Raw genomic sequence first — 16,787 nt, forward strand, 5'->3', positions numbered from 1 at the left:
TGCTCACAAATGCGATGATGCCGTCGTCGTGCAGCCGATCCGAGGCCCAGCGAAAGAAGCGCGTATACATGTCATACGCCTTGGTCTTCTGCGCCGTACTCTGCTTGATGTAGGTGTCCTTGATCCGCTCGTCGATCCGCGGATAGGTGCGGTTCTTGTTGTTGTCGTTCTCGTTCTGCTGGTTGGCGTTGTAGGGCGGATTACCGATCACCACCGAGATCTTGCGCGAATTCTGCCGTTTGATGCGGGCGACGTTTTCTTCCGACATCGCGCCGACCAGATCGTGCTGAGGGCCGGCCTTACGGCCGAGGCCGCCGACATTGTCGAGCGTGTCGACGAAGCAGAGATTGGGAAACTCCGCATACTGCCCGGTGATCGCCGCGTAGGTCGCCTCGATGTTCAGATTGGCGACGTAGTACGGCAGGATCGCCACCTCGTTGGCGTGCAGCTCTTCCTTGTATTTGTAGGCGAGCTTGTCCTTCTGGCCGCGGAAATGCTCCAGCAGTTCGCAGATGAAGGTGCCGGTGCCGGTCGCCGGATCGAGGATCTGGACGTCGCGATCGATCAACGATTTCGAAAAGTGCTTCTGGCACAGCCAGTCTGCGCTTTCGACCATGAAGCGCACGATCTCGTTCGGGGTGTAGACCACGCCGAGCCGGTCGGCCGCCTTCTTGTTGTAGACCTTGTAGAAGCCCTCGTAGATCACCTTGAGAAAGCGCTGCTTCTCGACGTGGTTTGGGACCTCGTGGGCGTTCTTACGGATCGCGTTGTAATAGGGATCAAGCGCCCTCATTGTCTTCTTCTTGACCGCTCCGGTGAAGAAGAGTCGCTCAAGCGTGTCGAGCTCTTTGGCGACGTTGTTCAGACGATGAAAATCGTCTTCGTCGAACACCTTCGAAAAGATTTCCTCAGTGAGGATGTGCTGGATCAGCATCTCGCGGACATCGTCCGCAGTCACCATCGGATTGATGGTCTCCTGCGCGTGCTTGAGGAATTTGGTCGCGGCCTTCCGGAACGGCGCGCTGTCTCTTTGCGCGGCGTTGATCATGTCGCGTAGCGCGGCGAGGACCTCTGGCAGGTCCTTCTGGAATTGTGTCACCGCCGCGCGGAATTCGACGATTTCAGGCCGTTCGTATTTGAAGAACAGCTCGAGCAGGTGCTGCAGCCTGTCGGTGTCGTCGACCGCGCAACGCATCACCTCGTTGCCGTGTTGCATCAGCACGGCGGTGCGGGAATCCTCGAAGATGATGTTGTCGCGGGGATAGCCGCGGCGCAGCTTCCTGGCGATTTCCGCGTCGAGATCGTCTTCCTCGTCCTTGGCTTCCCAATAGCCGAACGGCACGCGGAGGCTATAGACCAGCGCGCCGTCGACGATGCGGCCGGCGCCGTCCTGTCTGGGCAATTCGTATTGCGGCAGGAAGATCAGGTCGTGGGACTTGGCGTAGCCCTTCAGCAGATCCTTGAAGGCTTCGCTGACGACGCTTTCGCGATTTGAACCGGACGCTTTACGCAGGTCGGATAGGTCGTTGAGATAGTCTTGAATCAGAATCTGGTTCATGCGCCGGCCGGCCTCCCAAAGCGGTGCCAGCCTTACGCGAATCGCGATTGAGGGACAATCGAGCCTTGGTCGCGGCACCGCGCCCCCTCACCCTGAGATTCCAGGTTCGGCCGCAGCTGCGCTGCGTCCGCCCCGGAATGACGGGGGTGGGGTTTGGCCGCAACTATGCTGCGTCCGCCCCGGACTAACGGAACACGGCTGGCGGAGGTTTGGGGCGGCGCGGCTGGTGGCGGCGGGGTCAGTCTCGCCGCGTCGGGGCGCGGTGCGGCACCATGTCGTTGACCTGGCTCAGCACGGCGACGGTGGCGCGGAGGCGGTTGAGGCGGCGGGTGTAGGTCAGCATCAGGCCGATCAGAAAGGCGCTGCAGAGCGTGGTGAACATCAGAAACGCCGTGACTTCGTCGGTCATGAAAAGCCCCTGTGTGACTCGCCGGCGCGGCCGCAGCGATGCGCGGCCACGGAGACGATCAGCGTAGCCGGCAAATCGCGCGTCCGCCATGCGTGCCGACAAATTCGGACGCATGGCGAAGGCGATCGTACGCGATGGCTAATCGTCGATGAAGCCGCTGCGCTGCAGCACGGACAGGCCGCGCAAGACCGGCGCCACGCGCCGTGAGCGCTGCTACTCGTGATAAAACGGGCCGTGCGGCTCGGTCAGCGAGTGGTCCCAGTGGGTGGCGTGGTGGCTCGTGGTCTGGCATTTTCCGCAGCGATATTCGCGGACCTGATAGCCCTGCACCAGCGGGCGGTTGCCGATCAGGTCGAGCGGTTCGTTGCAGGCCGGGCAGCTCGGGGTGGAGGTCATGCGTGCCATCCGAATCAGGAATTTCCCGAGGTTAGTTGGCGCCGCGCCCGGCGTCACCGCAGCGCGATACCCACCCCGAAATAATCGCCGCGGCGGCGGGTCGCAGGCGGCGTTGCTCCCCGCGCTCTCCCCGAGTCATTCCGGGGCGCGGGCGACAGCCCGCGAACCCGGAATCTCAGGAGGTGAGGACAGGTCGGCGGTGCTCAACACGTCGCGATTCCGGGTTCGCTCACTTGCGTGAGCGCCCCGGAATGACGTGCCTGGGGCGAGATCGAGCGCGTCGATCGCGGCCTGCGCTACCCCAGATCGAAGGTCAGCGTCCCCAGCTTTTCAATCTTGCTGGTGATGCGGTCGCCTTTCTTCAGCCAGACCTGCTTGTCCTTCGGCATGCCGATGATCACGCCCGACGGGGTGCCGGTGAAGATGATGTCGCCGGGCTCGAGCGCGAACAGCTTCGACGTGTAGGAGATCACCTTCTGCGGGTTGAAGATGAACTTCGACGTGTTCGACTTCTGCCGCGGCTCCTTCTCGTCGTTGACGTAGGTCTCGATCGTCAGGTTGTTCGGATCGACCAGGTCGGCGCTGACGAAATACGGACCGATCGGCGCGAAGCCGTCGAGCGTCTTGCCGACCATCCACTGCCCGCCCTTTTCGAGCTGCAGGTCGCGCGCCGAGAAATCGTGGCCGACCGCGTAGCCGGCGACGTAGCTCAGCGCGTCGGCTTCCGAAACGTTGCGGGCGGTCTTGCCCATCACGATCACCAGCTCGGTCTCGTAGTCGAACTTGGTCGAGACGTCGGCCGGCGGCAGTTTGATAGTGGTCTTATGCGGCGCCAGCGTGTTGTTGTATTTGTTGAAGAGGATCGGCTCCTTCGGCAGCTTCTCGCCGGCCTCCTCGGCGTGCTCCTTGTAGTTGAGGCCGACACAGACGATCTTGCCGGGATCGGTGAACAGCCGGCCGAACTTGATCGAGGCCTCGTCCCTGACGAAGTCCGGCTTGTCCTTGGCGGCGGCGATCACCCGCTCCAGCGCCGGCGTGCCGCCGACCACCAGCAGGCTTTCCAGCGATTGCGGCACGTCGAGATTGAGCGCCTTGCCGGCGGCGGAGACGTCGAGCACGCCCTTGTCGAGCTTGACGCCGAGCGTCTCGCTGCCGTCCTCCTGCAGCATTGCCAGCAGGGTCATGCCGCGCGGCATCTGTGGCGCCGCGGCGGTGGCGGGCGCTGCGGCCATCGCCGGCGCCAGCTCGCCGAGCGCCGCCCCGCCGATGCCTGCCGCCACTGCCGTCTTGATGAAATCACGCCTCGTCGCCATCAGTCCCTCCCTCGGATTGTTGTTAGCTCCGCCCGGCCTGCCCGGGCGAAGCGGACGAAGATTAGCGGCGGCGCTCCGTTCCGCCAGCGCCGCGAGCCAAGTTCCTGCCGCAACGGAGCCATGCGGCCTGCGCCGCAGCATTCGGCGCCGCAGCGCACGCGGCCTGCTCAACCCTTCCTTAACGCCGCCGCTTTATCGTTAACACGACGTAACCCGCGCGCCGGCAACGCCCGAAGTGTCCCCATGTTTCGCATCGACTTCAACAAGCTGCGCTTCTTGGTCTGCGACGACAATCCGCACATGCGCCGGATCCTGCGCACGCTGCTGCATTCGTTCGGCGCGCGCGAAGTGTACGAAGCCGAAGACGGCGCCACCGCGCTGGAAATGTCCACGCATGCGGCGCCGGACATCATCATCACCGATTGGGAAATGCCGATCTTCGACGGGCTCGAGCTGGCGCAGATGATCCGCCAGCCGGACTCCAAGGCCAACCCGTTCGTGCCGATCATCATGCTGACCGCGCATTCGGAGAAGCGCCGCGTGACGCTGGCGCGCGATGCCGGCATCACCGAATTTCTGGCCAAGCCGATCTCGTCGAAATCGCTGTATCAGCGGGTGCTGAACGTGGTGGCGAGCCCGCGCCCGTTCATCAAGACGCGCAATTACTTCGGCCCCGACCGCCGCCGCAACACCTCGGGCGGCTATATCGGCCCGGAACGGCGCGGCACCGGCGAGGCCGACATCATTCAGCAGCCCTCGCTGCTCGACAAGGCCAAGGTCACGAGCTGACGCCATGCCCAGGAAACGCCCCGGCGACATTCAGGTCGCGACCTTCGCCGATCACCAGGTGATCACCCAGGCCAATCCGCTGCGCAAGGTGATGCGCCGGACCGACACGGAGCCCGCGGACGATCCGGTGGCGCGCGCCGAGTTGGCGCTGGCCGAACTGTCGAGCGAGTTCGGCGGCTGGATGAGCGTCGAATGCGATCGCCTCGCCGCCGCCTATGCGGGGCTGAAGCGCGGCGGCGTGTCGTCCGAGACGCGCGGCGAGCTGTTCCGCGCCGCGCACGACATCAAGGGCGACGGCGCCACCTTCGGCTTCCCGGCCGCGGCCGCCGCCGCCGAGAGCCTGTGCCGCGTCATCGACCACGCGCCGGACCTCGCGCGCGTGCCGGACGAACTGCTCGCCAACCACGTCGACGCCATCCAGGCGATCGTCCGCGAAGGCGCCCAGGCCGGCAAGGCCGACCTGCAACGCGCCCTGATCCGCAAGCTCCGCAACGTCGCCGACGACTACCTCGCCTCGGTCAACAAGGACCGCCCCGAGCATCTCGAAGCGATCCTGGCCCCGAGCATCGTGCCGGGGGAATAAGCGGGACGCATGGGCTGAACTTGAAGCCCCTCCCCGTCATTCCGGGGCGCGCGCAGCGCGAGCCCGGAATCCATAGCCCCTGGACTCTCTAGCTGAACCGGCCTCACCGCGTCTGCGCTCCACCGCGCCCACAGCGGTTATGGATTCCGGTTCGCGAGCTACGCTCGCGCTCCAGAATGACGAACGCTGGTCGCAGGATGACGACGGAGAGACTGAGCTACGCCGCCAACAGTTCGAGGCGTGAGACGAATTGATCGGCGATCAGATCGTCGCAGAAGGCGTTGGCGTCTTCGCGGGCGGATTCGGTGGCGAAGCGGCGCAGCAGGATCAGCAGCGGGGCGGCGGCGTCTTCGCTGGTTTCGCAACGGGTCAGCACGCGCTCGACCATCAGCCGGCGCAGCCGCACCGCACCGCCTTCGCTGTCGACGAAGCCGATCTCGTGGAGTGCGTCGAGCGCGGCGCGGAAGGCCGCGAACGTCGTCTCCGGCAGGCCGGCCCGCGCCAGCAGCGCGTTGATACTTGCGCCGCGGGCGTGCAGCAGTGCACCGACGCGGGCCTGCGGCAGGCCGGACAGTTCGGCCAGCGCGTGTTCGAACAATTCGAGATTGCCTGACAGCAGCGCGCGCAGGATCAGCCCCGCGGTGAGCTGGCCGGTGGCGCGCAGATGCTGCATCAGCGCGCGCATGTCGTCGCCGCGCGAGCGCGCCGCCACAGTCACGGTGGAGCGGTCGAGCGCTTCCGCGGTGGTCCGCGCGGCGCGATCGGCCGACAGCCAGCCGCGTGCGACGACGAATTGCTGCAGCGTATCGGACAGCTTGGCGACCAGCGCCAGCCGCGTCGCCGCCGGCAGATCCTCCAGCACCAGCATCGACTCGCGGATCGCCGCGAGATGGCCGTGGCGCTCGACGATGCGGTCCCACGAAAACGGCGCCAGCTCGGCGTGCGGATTCTCGATGAGTTCGAGCGCGGCAGCGGCGGAGCCGACCTCGGCGATCGCCGCACACACCGCGGCCGGCAGCCGGACGCGGCGCGCCACCGCGCATTGCACAGCGTCGTCGCCGGTCGCGACCAGATCGACCAGATCGGCATCGAGCAGCAGCGGCGAGAATTCGAGCACCGGCAGCGCCACCGAGGCCTGATCGGCGGCGAGCGCCCGGACGATCGCGGCCGGCGCACGTACGCTGCGCGAAAACACCTGCGCCATCGCCTGCCGCACCAGCGGCGAGACGTCGTCCAGCATCATCAGCAGCGCGCCCTCGGCGGCAGCGCGGTCATCGGGAGTGAGGTCTGAAATCAACCAGGCCCGCGCCAACGCCCTTGTCGCTTCGGCGCGCTCACCGGCGGGCGCGTGGCGGATCCAACTAATGAACTGCCGAACGATCATGGCCATTCCGGCTGACTGACTGACGCAACCACCCGGCATCATGCTCCGATGCCGAACGTCACCATTCGTAAACCATGAGACTTAACAAAGGGTTCACCATGATGACGTTGACGATTTGTTAAGTTCAGAGGTTGTTAACCGGTTGGATGACGGCGACGGCCGAACTAATCACCTCACTTTCGTCATTCCGGGGCGCGCGCCGCGCGAGCCCGGAATCCATAGCCCCTGGAGTCGCGGTGAAGCACAGCAGTGACCGCCGCGCTGAAGTAACAGCCGTCAGGGGATATGGATTCCGGGTTCGCACAGCTTCGCTGTGCGCCCCGGAATGACGAACGAAAGGTGGGTGCGATGAAGAATGAGGCCAATCCCCAGGTTGGGGTTCGTCGGGCGGGCTGAGCGCAAATCATTCGCAGGGCGGGCAAAGCGTAACGTGCCCGGCCGCCAGAGTGCGCGCAGCCGTCAGTTAGGCCTACAATCGTCCTGATGACTGGCACGGCGCTGCGCGCCTCTCCCACCCTACGAGTAGTCAGCTCACTGCAGACGATCAGCTCGCGAAGGCGCCGGTGCGGTCGCTGAACAGGTCGAGCGGCGTCGGCGTGCGGACGGTCGGGGCATAGGAGAGACCCGCGGCGGACGGTGTGGCCGTCGCGGTCGGCGCGTAGGACAGGCTCGGGCCGGTCGACGGCAGGCCTGACGCGCTGGTGGTCGCGGATGCGGCCGGCGCCGCGGACACGCTCGTGGCGGGCACGCCCGGCGTGACGCCCGCCGGCGTCACCGGGTTGGTCCAGAGCTGCTGCACGGCCGGCGAGATCGGCTCATTGCGGTCGCCGCCGAGGAACAGCGTGCGGAACATCGGCTCGCCGGACTGCCGCGTCGAGGACGGCGTTGCGTTGGCGGTCGTGGTGCCGCTCGCCGGCAAGACGCTGCGGACGTCGGGGAAGCTCGACAGGTAAGCGGCGTTGTCGGGCGCCGAGGCCAGCACCATCGGCGCCCCGCCGGCGGCGATCATAGCGCTCTGCGTCGCCGGCGAACTCGCTGCGGCGTTGTAGCGCGAGGTCAGGTTATCGTAGACCTGCGCGACACTGCGGGCATTGCCGGTGCGGTCGTAGAAGATCGACTGATTGGCGGCGGCGGCGTTCGGAAACAGCGCGGCGCCCACCGCGTTCGGATTGTCCTGCGCGGCGCTGATCAGCTTGGCGGCGCCGCCGGCACCCATGAAATGCGCCATGTAGAGTTCGGCGTCGGTCGGACGGCGGCCGATCTCGGCGGTGAGCTTGGCGCTGTTGGACTGCGTCAGCGCGCCAGCCATCGCCGAGCTGATCACCGGATCGTTGCGCAGATCCATGATCGCCTGCCTGGCGGCGGGATCGCTCACCGAGTAGCTGCCGGACGGCGACTTGCTGATCGCGTCCGCATAGGCGCCGTAACCGAATTGGGCGCCCGCTTCCTTGACGGTGCCGAGCCAGGTCTGATCGATGAACTGATACAGGCCCTTGGCCGACGAGGTCGACGCCGACGCCTGCGGGTTGAAGTCCGACTCCATCTTGGCGGTGGTCAGCAGATATTCGAAGCTGGCGCCGGTCGCGCCCGCGGCCTGCTTGATCGCGCCGGCGATCCGCGTCCGCGCCTGGTCGACGATCGAGACCGCAGACGTGACGATGTCGGTCGACATGATGGAAGCCCCCGCTCCCCGAGCGCTGAGTGAGTCCGCATCCCTGCGCGGCGCGCTGCCGCGACCCTGCGGCAGGTATGGTTAATGAGGGGTTAATGGACGGGAACTGGCTCGCGGAGATATGACCTGCGGCGCCGCTTAACCGGGGTCCCGCATCTGCGGAGCACCGCTACGCGCTGCGCCGCGTGCGGGACACGTGTCTCTGTTCCCCGGACGCGCTGCGGCGCGGAGCGCTGCTGCGCAGATCCGGGGTCCCGGTTGTCCGCGCCGGCAGAGTTCAGGCTGCTACTTCCCGTACACCTTGTCCGGATCGAAGTGCCGGTGCGCATCCACCATGGTCAGCAGCGGCTGACCATCGGGATCGCGGTCGATGCGGCGGTAGAAGCAGGAGGTGCGGCCGGTGTGGCAGGCGGCGCCGCCGGCCTGGTCGACCTTGATCCAGACCGCGTCCTGATCGCAGTCGATCCGCATCTCCAGCACCTTCTGGACGTGACCGGAACTCTCGCCCTTCTTCCACAGCCGCTTGCGCGAGCGGCTGTAGTACCAAGCGTCGCCGCTCTGGATGGTTTTCTCCAGCGCTTCCGCGTTCATATGGGCGACCATCAACACATCGCCTGAACGCGCATCGGTGGTGACGCAGGTGACGAGGCCGGCCGCGTCGAACTTCGGACGCAGCGCGATGCCTTCCTCGACATCGTCGAGGGCGGGCGTTGACCCGGCAGATGAAGTCACGAGCAATTCCTCTCGCAGTCCCGCCGACTTAGCGGTGGTTGCGAATCATCGACATGAACCGCGCCTGCTCCGCCGGATTGTCGCGGAACATGCCGGTGTAGCGGCTGGTGAATGTCGAGGCGCCCTGCTTGCCGATGCCGCGCACCGACATGCAGGTGTGTTCGGCCTCGATCATCACGGCGACGCCGCGCGGCTTCAGCACCTCGTCGATCGCGGCGGCGATCTGCGCGGTGAGATGCTCCTGGGTCTGCAGCCGGCGGGCGAAGATCTCGACCAGCCGCGCCAGCTTCGACAGGCCGACGACGCGCTCCACCGGCGTGTAGGCGATATGCGCCTTGCCGTAGAACGGCATCACATGGTGCTCGCAATGCGAGGTGAAGCTGATGTCGCGGACCAGCACGAAGTCGTCATAGCCGGCGGTTTCGCCGAAGGTGCGGTCGAGCACTTCGGCCGGGCACTGGTGATAGCCCTGGAACAGCTCGTCATAGGCTTCGACCACCCGGCGCGGGGTATCGAGCAGGCCTTCGCGCTCGACGTTCTCGCCGATATAGGACAGCAGCGTCTTGACCGCGGCCTCGGCCTCGGCACGCGACGGCCGCGGCTGATCCGGCTGCACCGCGGCGGCGAGGAACTCCGACGGGTCGAGCTCGGCGGGCTGAAAATCGGTGCGGGTCTCCGGCAGCTTGCCGGTCCGCAGCGGCTTGATCTTGGCGTCCATCTTCACTCCGTTCGACCGGCCTTTCGGCCGGATGTGTCACCGGGCAGGACGGGCGGGCCACCGCCTTGCGTCTTGATCCCAACGGCGACCGCAGCAGGCTGATCCGCCCCGCGGCTCACCAGATACGGACGGCGGTTTCGCACGGTCCGGCGGACTGTTCTTCGCAGCCGCCCCTCCTATATAAGATGATACGCCGGAACCGCCAAGACAGCTCCGCCGAATCGTCGGCGATGGACGGGCCGGCCCGGATTCCCGCGCATGCTGAACGACATCTACAACAAGCGGATCATCGAGCTGGCCGGTAATATTCCGCGGCTCGGACGCCTCCCCGACCCGGACGCCACCGCCACCGCTCACTCGAAATTGTGCGGCTCGACCGTAAAGGTCGACATCAAGATGGACGGCGACGTGGTCAGCGACTTCGCCCACGAGGTGAAGGCCTGCGCGCTCGGCCAGGCGTCGTCGTCGATCATGGCCAGCCATGTGGTCGGCTCGACCGCCGGCGAACTCCGCGCCCTGCGCGACGCGGTCCGGGCGATGCTGAAGGACAACGGCGCGCCGCCGGCGGACGGCAAATGGGCCGATATCGCCGTGCTGGAGCCGGTCCGCGACTACAAGGCCCGCCACGCCTCCACGCTGCTGACCTTCGACGCGGTGGTGGATGCAATCGGCCAGATCGAGGCGAAGCGCGAAGCGGCGACGGCCTAGCCTTGCTGCAGGCGGTCAGAGCGAAATTTGCCGACGCCCTTCCCCGTCTCCCGCACGAAGATGCAGCGCGCAGCGATGCATCGTAGATGCGGGACCCCGGTTTTCTTCCGTCGTCGGGAACGCGCAATCGAAGCCCTGTGACTGACTGAAAGGCCCAACCGGGGCCCCGGATCTGCGCCGCGGCGTTGCACGCCGCAGCTTGTCCGGGGCACGGGGATGGGCGGTGCATAGGCTTTCAGGATGGGCAAAGCGAAGCGTATCCACCCCCTTCCCGTGTCCCGCACGAAGATGCAGGGCGCAGCGGTGCATCGCAGATGCGGGACCCGGTTATCTTCCGGCTTCGGGAATGGACAATCGGAGCCCTGTGACTGACTGCCCGGCCCAACCGGGGCCCCGGATCGGCGCCTCGGCGTTGCACGCCGCGGCTTGTCCGGGGCACGGGGATAGGGCGCCTAGTGGCCTGGCGCTTGCGGCTGGCTCTGGGCCGTGCCGCCAGTCGGGAGCGCGGCTTCGGCGGTCTTGGTCGGCGCTGTCGGAGCCTGGACGAAGCGGTCCTGAACCGGCTTGGGCGCGGCGGCGACCGGCGTTCTGGTCGCCTCGCCCTGCTGCGGCAGCAGATCGGCGATCGCCTGCGTGGTCACCAGATTGGCCTCGCCGAGTTCCTGGCGGGACATCAGATGCAGATCTTCCCACGGCGCGACGCTGAGCGCGAGCTGCAGCAGGTCGCCGGTACCGCCCATGTCGAAGGTGTACTTCGCCAGACGGCCGATATCGCGTTCGATGATGGTGACATCCTGCGCGGTGTAGCTGGCGGCGCGGGCGTCGTCGGCGCGGTCGCCCATCCAGATCTGGTGGACGCGGACGCGCGCGCCGTCGGGCACGTAGCGCGTGGTGCCGGACAGCAGCAGGAACACGCACATCGACTCGCAATAGGCCTCGGGCGCGATGCTGGCGCGCATGCCGGCCGGCGTCGAGCTTTGCACGCTGGTGCCGACCGTGGTCATCAGGCGCATCTTGCGCCAGCGCCGGCCGAGCGTGATCGCGTCGTTGACCGAGCCGCCGCTGGAATCCAGCACCAGCGTGGCGCCGTCGAGCGAGCGGCTGCTGGCGAAATCGTCGAAGTCCTTGGGAGTGTCGGCGGTGACGATGCCGACCGCGCTGATCCAGCCGCCGCAGTTCGGCTCGCAGGCGACCCAGTCGAACCGCATCGGCAGCTTGCGCGCCTCGAGCGTGCCGCCGGCCTTGGCCAGCTCGACGGGAGCGGACGCGGCGCTGACCAGCACGAGGCCGAGCGCGGCGGCGCGTAGCAGCGCGGATCGAGCGAACCGGGACAAGACAGCGGCGTTCACCGAGCCTCCTCACATCTCCGTCAGCGATGGCGCAAAAGGTTCCAGTTCGATCGACGTGGAATCTGTCACGCTTGCGTTATCTAATGGTCATGGAAAAACCGGCGTTGATCAATCGCAAAGCCATCAACTCCTGCTGCGCTGCACTCAATAAAGTGCGATATTTCCGTGTGTGTGGCGCAATTGCAGCCGCTCCCGCGTTCCACGATCAGGAACTCGGCAGATCGGCGATGACTTGCGAGGCAGAGTGCTCGTGAAACTTCCAGCGACCGGAACGGACGCGGTGCGCACCCTCGGCCGGCTGCCACGCAATGCCGGCCGCGGCCTGATCTGGGTGTATCGGCACAGCTTCTCGGCGCTGGTCGGCTCGAACTGCCGGCACCTGCCGACCTGCTCGCAATATGGCGACGAGGCGATCGGCCGGTTCGGACTGTGGGCCGGCGGCTGGATGACGCTGGCGCGCCTCATCCGCTGCAATCCCTACGGCACCTCGGGCATCGACAATGTGCCGACGACCGCGCCCGCCAACGCGCGCTGGTACCTGCCGTGGCGATACGCGCGCTGGCGCGGCGTGAATGCGCCGGGCTGCGGCTGCGAGCATCACAACGCGTAAGGCGGCGCGCTTCGCTTTGCCCGGCGACCAGACTTAGATCGGGCTCAATCCGATCCGTCCCAGGCCCGGCAGCTTGATGGCGGGGCGGCGGAGATCGAGGCCGAGCACGGCGCCGAGGACATTGAGTTCGATGCCTTCGATCCAGCCCAGCGTCAGGCCCGCATAGCCGCCGAGCGTGGCGCGGATGCCGGTGCCGGACGGCGTGAGGCCGATCCAGCCGCCGTCCCACGGATAGTCCTTGCCGATCGCGGTCGGCGGCAGCGTGGTGCGTAGTTCCGGCACCGCGGCGAGCGCGGCGGCCACGAAGGTGTTGGAGTTCGGCCCCGGCCAGGCGCGGTAATCACCATAGGCGCTGAGCTTGTAGCTTTTGATCGCGGCCTCGATCTTGGGGATCATCGCGGCCGCCTCCTCGCCGTCGGCCGCGGCGATCAGTTGCGGCAGGTCGCCGAACCAGCGACCGTCGGCGACGAAGCCGTTGACGCGGATCGGATCGCCCCACGCCGTGTAGTCGTAGCGGGTGTAGCGGGTGGCGTTCGCCGGCTTCACCACGATCCAGCTATGCACCGCGAAGATGCCGCGCCAACGCACGGTGCGCGCCGCGAAGACGCGGACCAGCGCATCGGGATGCTCGGCCGCGGGCGGCAGCAGGCCGGCGCTGGAGCGGTCCGCCGACTGCCAGGAAACGCTGCGATCGCCCAGCATGTATTTGCCGGCCGACACGGCGATCGGCACCACCAGCAGCAACAGAAGTAACAACACCAGTCGTCTCACGGGAGCTTTGGAACCACGGAAGGACGTTGCTGATGGATATAAGACCGGCGCGCGCTTTCGCCAGCCACTCGCAATGCGACGCGGCGGCGCGATCAAATGATCGACGCGTGCATGGTCGTGGGACGGTTCGCTTACGAGGCTCATCCTTCGAGGCCGGCCGCGCCACGCGAGGCAGGCACGACGGCGCGCCATGATGAAGCGGCGGTGGGAAACGTGACAAGTCTGCGAGGGCGTCATCTGCCCTCCCCGACCTGGTAATTGTCCGAGGCTGGCGGGCGGACGGCAAATCGGAAACTTTCGACGGAACCTGCGTCGCGCGTGTGGCCGCTCTCGCGCGGTCCTAGTTTCGGCGACGCCCAGATGATTGCGATGATCATGCACGCGGCCGCATCCGCGACAATGAGGCCGGAGAAACGGTGCTTGCCCGGCACCGCCGCGCCTCATCGCGACGGCCGCGCGGTGCTGCTCGCCCTCGTCGTGCTGCTGCTTGCCGGCTCGGCGGCGCCGGCCGCCGAAGCACTGGCTGCTGCCAGTGCGAAGCCGGCATCGAACGCCGCGCGGTTCGATGAGCGCTTTCCCAAGGCCCAGGACAGCTTCGCCGACCGGTTTCCGCAGCCACAGCCCGCGATGCCGGCCGAGCCGCCGCCGAAGCGGGTCGTGACGACGATCGAGCGCTTTCCGAGGCGCGGCGGCGAGCTCCGCGCGTCCGATGCCCGCAGGCAGGCGTCGCCGCCCGCCGGGGCGCCGGCCCGCGCTTACTGAGATTCTGCGCCTATTGAACCGCGCCGAGCCCGGCTTCCCGCATCCGCGGCTCCGACAGACCGCGCGGCTGCAGCCTGTACCACGCGACCTGGCCGGGCTCGAACTGGGCGCGGCCGTGCTTCGACCACAGCGGCGGAGCGTGATCGCCGACGACGAGGATCTCCGGCTTGCGCAGCGACGGATCGCGAGCGAGCTGCGCGACGACATTGAACACGTCGTGCCAGAGCTCCGCCATGCGGCAGACATCGGCATGACCGAACGCGCCGCCGTCATGGCCGCAGCGGAAATTGGTGCGCGCCTGATCGGGCGCGACCGGGACGTGGCTGTTGAGCGTCAGCCAGTAGACGAAGCGCGGGCGGCCGGCCTCCGCCGGCGGCGACGCGGCGAGCAGCGCCGCCAGATCCGCATCGCAGGCGCCCCGGAACGACTCCCCGCAGGTCCGGCCGGTGGCCTTGATCAGTTCCGCGCCGAACACCGACTGCCCGAAGCCGATGGTCGGATACCATTGCTGGCGCTCGAACATGCTGCCGACGAAGCCGTGCACCGCCACGGTGCGATAGCCGCGCCGCGCCAGCCGGTCGGGCAGGCAGCGATCGTCGTCCTGCGCCACGTAGTCCCTGTAGTACATCCGCGTGCCGCACAATTCGCGCATCTCGCCCGACGTGGTGGAGCCGTAATACATGGTGTGACCGGAGGTCACCGCGTAGTCGCGCGCCAGCGCCGGATCGCGTAGCGGCGCGGCGACCCGGGCGCGGGCCGCAGGGTCGCGCAGGTAACCGAAGCTCTCCACCATCACCAGCACGACGTCGCGCTCGCCCTCGCCGGCCGCCGCCGCAAAGCCCGAGACCTCGGCGGCCGACCGCACCGGCTCGCTGTGGCCGATCATCCAGCCGAGATGATAATGCGGCGACAGATTGCCGACGAAATCCACCGCCGCGAATGCCAGCGTCAGCCCGAACAGCGCCGGCGCACTGGCGGCGGCGAGCGCGGCGCGGCTGCTCAGGCAGACCAGCGACGCGATGGTGGTGGCGGCGATCGTGGCGACCAGCACCACATAAAGCGGCGCGGCGAACAGCTCGATCCGCTGCGCGTGCTCGACCGCGGCGAGAAATTCCGACGGCGCCATGCCGAACATCAGCGCCAGCGTGCGCACCAGATCGAACGCCAGCACCGCCAGGAACAGCGGCACGACGATCGCGAACCGCACCTGACGCGCCAGCATCGCCACGCAGGCATACAAGAGGATGCTCTCGGTGCGCGGCGGCAGGCCGATGTCGACGACCGAGGTCAGCGACAGCAGCGTCAGCAGATTGGGGATCAGCAGGCCGCCGGCGATCAGCCGGATGTTTGTCCGGACAAACCCGATGACGCCGGTGACCACATCCCCGCGTTCAGCCCCGTCCAAGCGGCCAGCAAGATGCATATCCATTTGCAACCATCAATCGAGTAAATCAATGATTGAAGGCTAGCGTTGCAAACACGAACTTCGAGTTAATTGGAACCGCGAAAGTTCGCGCGCCAGGATACCAGCCGCAACCAGGGCGAGCAGGGTCGGCGGCCGTTTTGAGATGGGGGACGCGACGGGGTGGGCCATCCGCCTCCCTGCGCTGCGCGTTGGTCCGCGCTTACATCCTGTCGAACCACGCCTTCCACTGCGGCACGGCGGTGGCGAAGGTGCCGCGATGGCTGGTCGGGCCGGTGGAAACGGCCTCGACCTGCGTATTGCCGGCGCCGATCGCGCGCTGATAGGTCATCGCGAGCCGGCCAAGTCCGACACTGATCGCCTCGTCGCTCTCGCCATAGTAATTGCGGACCGGAGTCTTGATCACCCAGCGATACGCCGTGGTGGCGGCGATCAGCCGGCCATAGGCGGAGTCGGCGAAGAACTGCGCGTCGAAATAGGCCGGACGGATCAGCTTGTGCAGATCGGTCGGAACGTCGGCGACATTGAAAGGCTGACGCTCATAGGCCTTGCGGGCGACCTCGTAGACGTCGTCGTTGATCAGCGAACGCGCCAGCCCCGGCACGGCGTAGTAGTTCTCGAACGAGAACGCCGACAGGATGAACAGCGAATTCACCCAGGCGGCGTCGTTCTTGCGCGGGAAGCTGAGGAAGCCGTTGAGCGCGACGGCGACATCGAGCGGCGCGCTGGCGGTGGCGGCGGCCGACACTTTCACGCCGTCGTGCTCCAGCTTCTCCAGCATCGCCATGGTGACGAAGCCGCCTTGCGACCAGCCGGCGAGGAACAGCTTCGTCGCGGTCAGCTTGAGGTGATCGAGCACGGCGCGGCTGGCGGCCAGCATGTCGGTCGTCGCCTGCTGATGGCTGGCCTTGACCATGTAGCCTTCCGGCTCGGTTGAGGCGCCCATGCCGAAGTAATCGGCGCCGATCACGATCGCGCCCTGCCCGGCGAACTGCGCCAGCATTAATTGCGTCTCCGGCGATTGCTCCGGGAACGACGGCACCTCCTGCTTTCCGTACACCGTGCCGTGCTGATACGACACCAGTGGGAAAGACGTCGCGCCGGTGTCCGGCACGGCGAGCAACCCGGTTGCGGTGATCGGCTTGTTGCCACGCTCCGGCACCACCGACGCGTAGGTGACGCGATAGAGCAGCACCGCATTCACCGCCGGCGTGTAGCTGACCGTGACGCCGGCGAACGCGGGCGTGTCGGTGGTCAGGATTTTGTTGAGCTGCGCGACGTCCCAGCGTGCCAGAAACTCGTAGGAGACGTCGGACGTCACCCGCACCGGCTGCTGCTGCGCCGCGGCCGGCGCCGCGGCCACGATCGCAATCACCACCAGCCATGCCCACCGAACCAGACCTGTCATCATTCCCTGCCGCCAATTGTCTCGCGCGCTCCCATCGACGCGCCGGCCGCCGATGTAGCACATCGCGGCGCGCTTTGTCGTCTGGCGTACGAACGAGGCGAGACCGGCGTCCGCGACAACTGCTAATCGTCCGGCATCCTCGGCGGACGACGATGACTCAAGCGCCTCTCGTGTTGGAGATCGGGGATCGCGCAACGCCCGC

The 16,787-nt window shown here is 66.9% G+C and carries 17 protein-coding genes; 5 read left to right on the forward strand and 12 right to left on the reverse strand.

What is annotated here, in order from left to right:
- The 4 genes from ACOJTD_RS04800 to ACOJTD_RS04815 all read right to left on the reverse strand — a co-directional run.
- Positions 1 to 1,558: N-6 DNA methylase (locus ACOJTD_RS04800; protein WP_420131791.1), on the reverse strand; the 1,558-nt coding region annotated here is incomplete at its 3' end.
- Between the two features lie 238 nt (positions 1,559 to 1,796).
- Positions 1,797 to 1,967: a hypothetical protein gene (locus tag ACOJTD_RS04805; protein ID WP_420131792.1), complete on the reverse strand. Its 171-nt coding sequence runs from the start codon at positions 1,965 to 1,967 to the stop codon at positions 1,797 to 1,799.
- Positions 1,968 to 2,180: 213 nt separating this feature from the next.
- Positions 2,181 to 2,363: a hypothetical protein gene (locus tag ACOJTD_RS04810; protein ID WP_420131793.1), complete on the reverse strand. Its 183-nt coding sequence runs from the start codon at positions 2,361 to 2,363 to the stop codon at positions 2,181 to 2,183.
- 296 nt (positions 2,364 to 2,659) lie between these two features.
- Positions 2,660 to 3,676: a fumarylacetoacetate hydrolase family protein gene (locus tag ACOJTD_RS04815; RefSeq protein ID WP_420131794.1), complete on the reverse strand. Its 1,017-nt coding sequence runs from the start codon at positions 3,674 to 3,676 to the stop codon at positions 2,660 to 2,662.
- Between the two features lie 243 nt (positions 3,677 to 3,919).
- Here ACOJTD_RS04815 and ACOJTD_RS04820 point away from each other — a divergent pair, with 243 nt between their 5' ends.
- Together ACOJTD_RS04820 and ACOJTD_RS04825 are read left to right on the forward strand one after the other, a co-directional pair.
- Positions 3,920 to 4,465: a response regulator gene (locus tag ACOJTD_RS04820; protein WP_054163181.1), complete on the forward strand. Its 546-nt coding sequence runs from the start codon at positions 3,920 to 3,922 to the stop codon at positions 4,463 to 4,465.
- A 4-nt stretch (positions 4,466 to 4,469) separates the two neighbouring features.
- The gene (locus ACOJTD_RS04825; protein WP_420131795.1) at positions 4,470 to 5,048 is read left to right on the forward strand and encodes an Hpt domain-containing protein; all 579 of its coding nucleotides are present in this window, start codon (positions 4,470 to 4,472) and stop codon (positions 5,046 to 5,048) included.
- Between the two features lie 217 nt (positions 5,049 to 5,265).
- Here ACOJTD_RS04825 and ACOJTD_RS04830 read toward each other — a convergent pair whose 3' ends face one another.
- The 4 genes from ACOJTD_RS04830 to folE form a co-directional block, all read right to left on the reverse strand.
- The gene (locus tag ACOJTD_RS04830; RefSeq protein ID WP_420131796.1) at positions 5,266 to 6,432 is read right to left on the reverse strand and encodes a DUF2336 domain-containing protein; all 1,167 of its coding nucleotides are present in this window, start codon (positions 6,430 to 6,432) and stop codon (positions 5,266 to 5,268) included.
- A 544-nt stretch (positions 6,433 to 6,976) separates the two neighbouring features.
- Positions 6,977 to 8,104: a transglycosylase SLT domain-containing protein gene (locus tag ACOJTD_RS04835; protein WP_420131797.1), complete on the reverse strand. Its 1,128-nt coding sequence runs from the start codon at positions 8,102 to 8,104 to the stop codon at positions 6,977 to 6,979.
- A 285-nt stretch (positions 8,105 to 8,389) separates the two neighbouring features.
- Positions 8,390 to 8,836 carry a phosphoribosyl-AMP cyclohydrolase gene (hisI, locus tag ACOJTD_RS04840; RefSeq protein WP_420131798.1) on the reverse strand — a complete coding sequence of 149 codons (447 nt, stop codon included), beginning with the start codon at positions 8,834 to 8,836 and terminating at the stop codon, positions 8,390 to 8,392.
- Positions 8,837 to 8,864: 28 nt separating this feature from the next.
- Positions 8,865 to 9,554 (reverse strand): GTP cyclohydrolase I FolE, encoded by a 690-nt coding sequence (gene folE / locus ACOJTD_RS04845; protein WP_420131799.1) that lies wholly within the window; start codon positions 9,552 to 9,554, stop codon positions 8,865 to 8,867.
- Positions 9,555 to 9,812: 258 nt separating this feature from the next.
- Here folE and ACOJTD_RS04850 point away from each other — a divergent pair, with 258 nt between their 5' ends.
- Positions 9,813 to 10,262 (forward strand): iron-sulfur cluster assembly scaffold protein, encoded by a 450-nt coding sequence (locus tag ACOJTD_RS04850; RefSeq protein ID WP_378393015.1) that lies wholly within the window; start codon positions 9,813 to 9,815, stop codon positions 10,260 to 10,262.
- Positions 10,263 to 10,714: 452 nt separating this feature from the next.
- On the opposite strand, the gene ACOJTD_RS04855 is transcribed toward ACOJTD_RS04850, so the two are convergent.
- Positions 10,715 to 11,611 (reverse strand): hypothetical protein, encoded by an 897-nt coding sequence (locus ACOJTD_RS04855; protein ID WP_420131800.1) that lies wholly within the window; start codon positions 11,609 to 11,611, stop codon positions 10,715 to 10,717.
- A gap of 250 nt (positions 11,612 to 11,861) precedes the next feature.
- Between ACOJTD_RS04855 and yidD the strand changes: the two genes are divergently transcribed.
- Entirely contained in the window at positions 11,862 to 12,221 is a 360-nt protein-coding gene (gene yidD / locus ACOJTD_RS04860) for a membrane protein insertion efficiency factor YidD (RefSeq protein WP_420131801.1), read from the forward strand.
- Between the two features lie 33 nt (positions 12,222 to 12,254).
- Here the strand turns inward: yidD and ACOJTD_RS04865 are convergent, their stop codons facing one another.
- Positions 12,255 to 12,980, reverse strand: a complete 726-nt coding sequence (locus ACOJTD_RS04865; protein WP_420131802.1) for a DUF3750 domain-containing protein — start codon at positions 12,978 to 12,980, stop codon at positions 12,255 to 12,257.
- A gap of 372 nt (positions 12,981 to 13,352) precedes the next feature.
- Here ACOJTD_RS04865 and ACOJTD_RS04870 point away from each other — a divergent pair, with 372 nt between their 5' ends.
- Positions 13,353 to 13,754, forward strand: coding sequence for a hypothetical protein (locus ACOJTD_RS04870; RefSeq protein ID WP_420131803.1), 402 nt, complete (start codon positions 13,353 to 13,355; stop codon positions 13,752 to 13,754).
- Between the two features lie 10 nt (positions 13,755 to 13,764).
- Here ACOJTD_RS04870 and ACOJTD_RS04875 read toward each other — a convergent pair whose 3' ends face one another.
- Both ACOJTD_RS04875 and ACOJTD_RS04880 read right to left on the reverse strand, forming a co-directional pair.
- The gene (locus tag ACOJTD_RS04875; RefSeq protein WP_420131804.1) at positions 13,765 to 15,183 is read right to left on the reverse strand and encodes a sulfatase-like hydrolase/transferase; all 1,419 of its coding nucleotides are present in this window, start codon (positions 15,181 to 15,183) and stop codon (positions 13,765 to 13,767) included.
- A gap of 196 nt (positions 15,184 to 15,379) precedes the next feature.
- Positions 15,380 to 16,588, reverse strand: a complete 1,209-nt coding sequence (locus ACOJTD_RS04880; protein ID WP_420131805.1) for an alpha/beta hydrolase family protein — start codon at positions 16,586 to 16,588, stop codon at positions 15,380 to 15,382.
- Positions 16,589 to 16,787 lie beyond the last annotated feature (199 nt).

Source organism: Rhodopseudomonas sp., assembly GCF_048594845.1.
In the GTDB taxonomy this organism is placed as follows: Bacteria; Pseudomonadota; Alphaproteobacteria; order Rhizobiales; family Xanthobacteraceae; genus Rhodopseudomonas.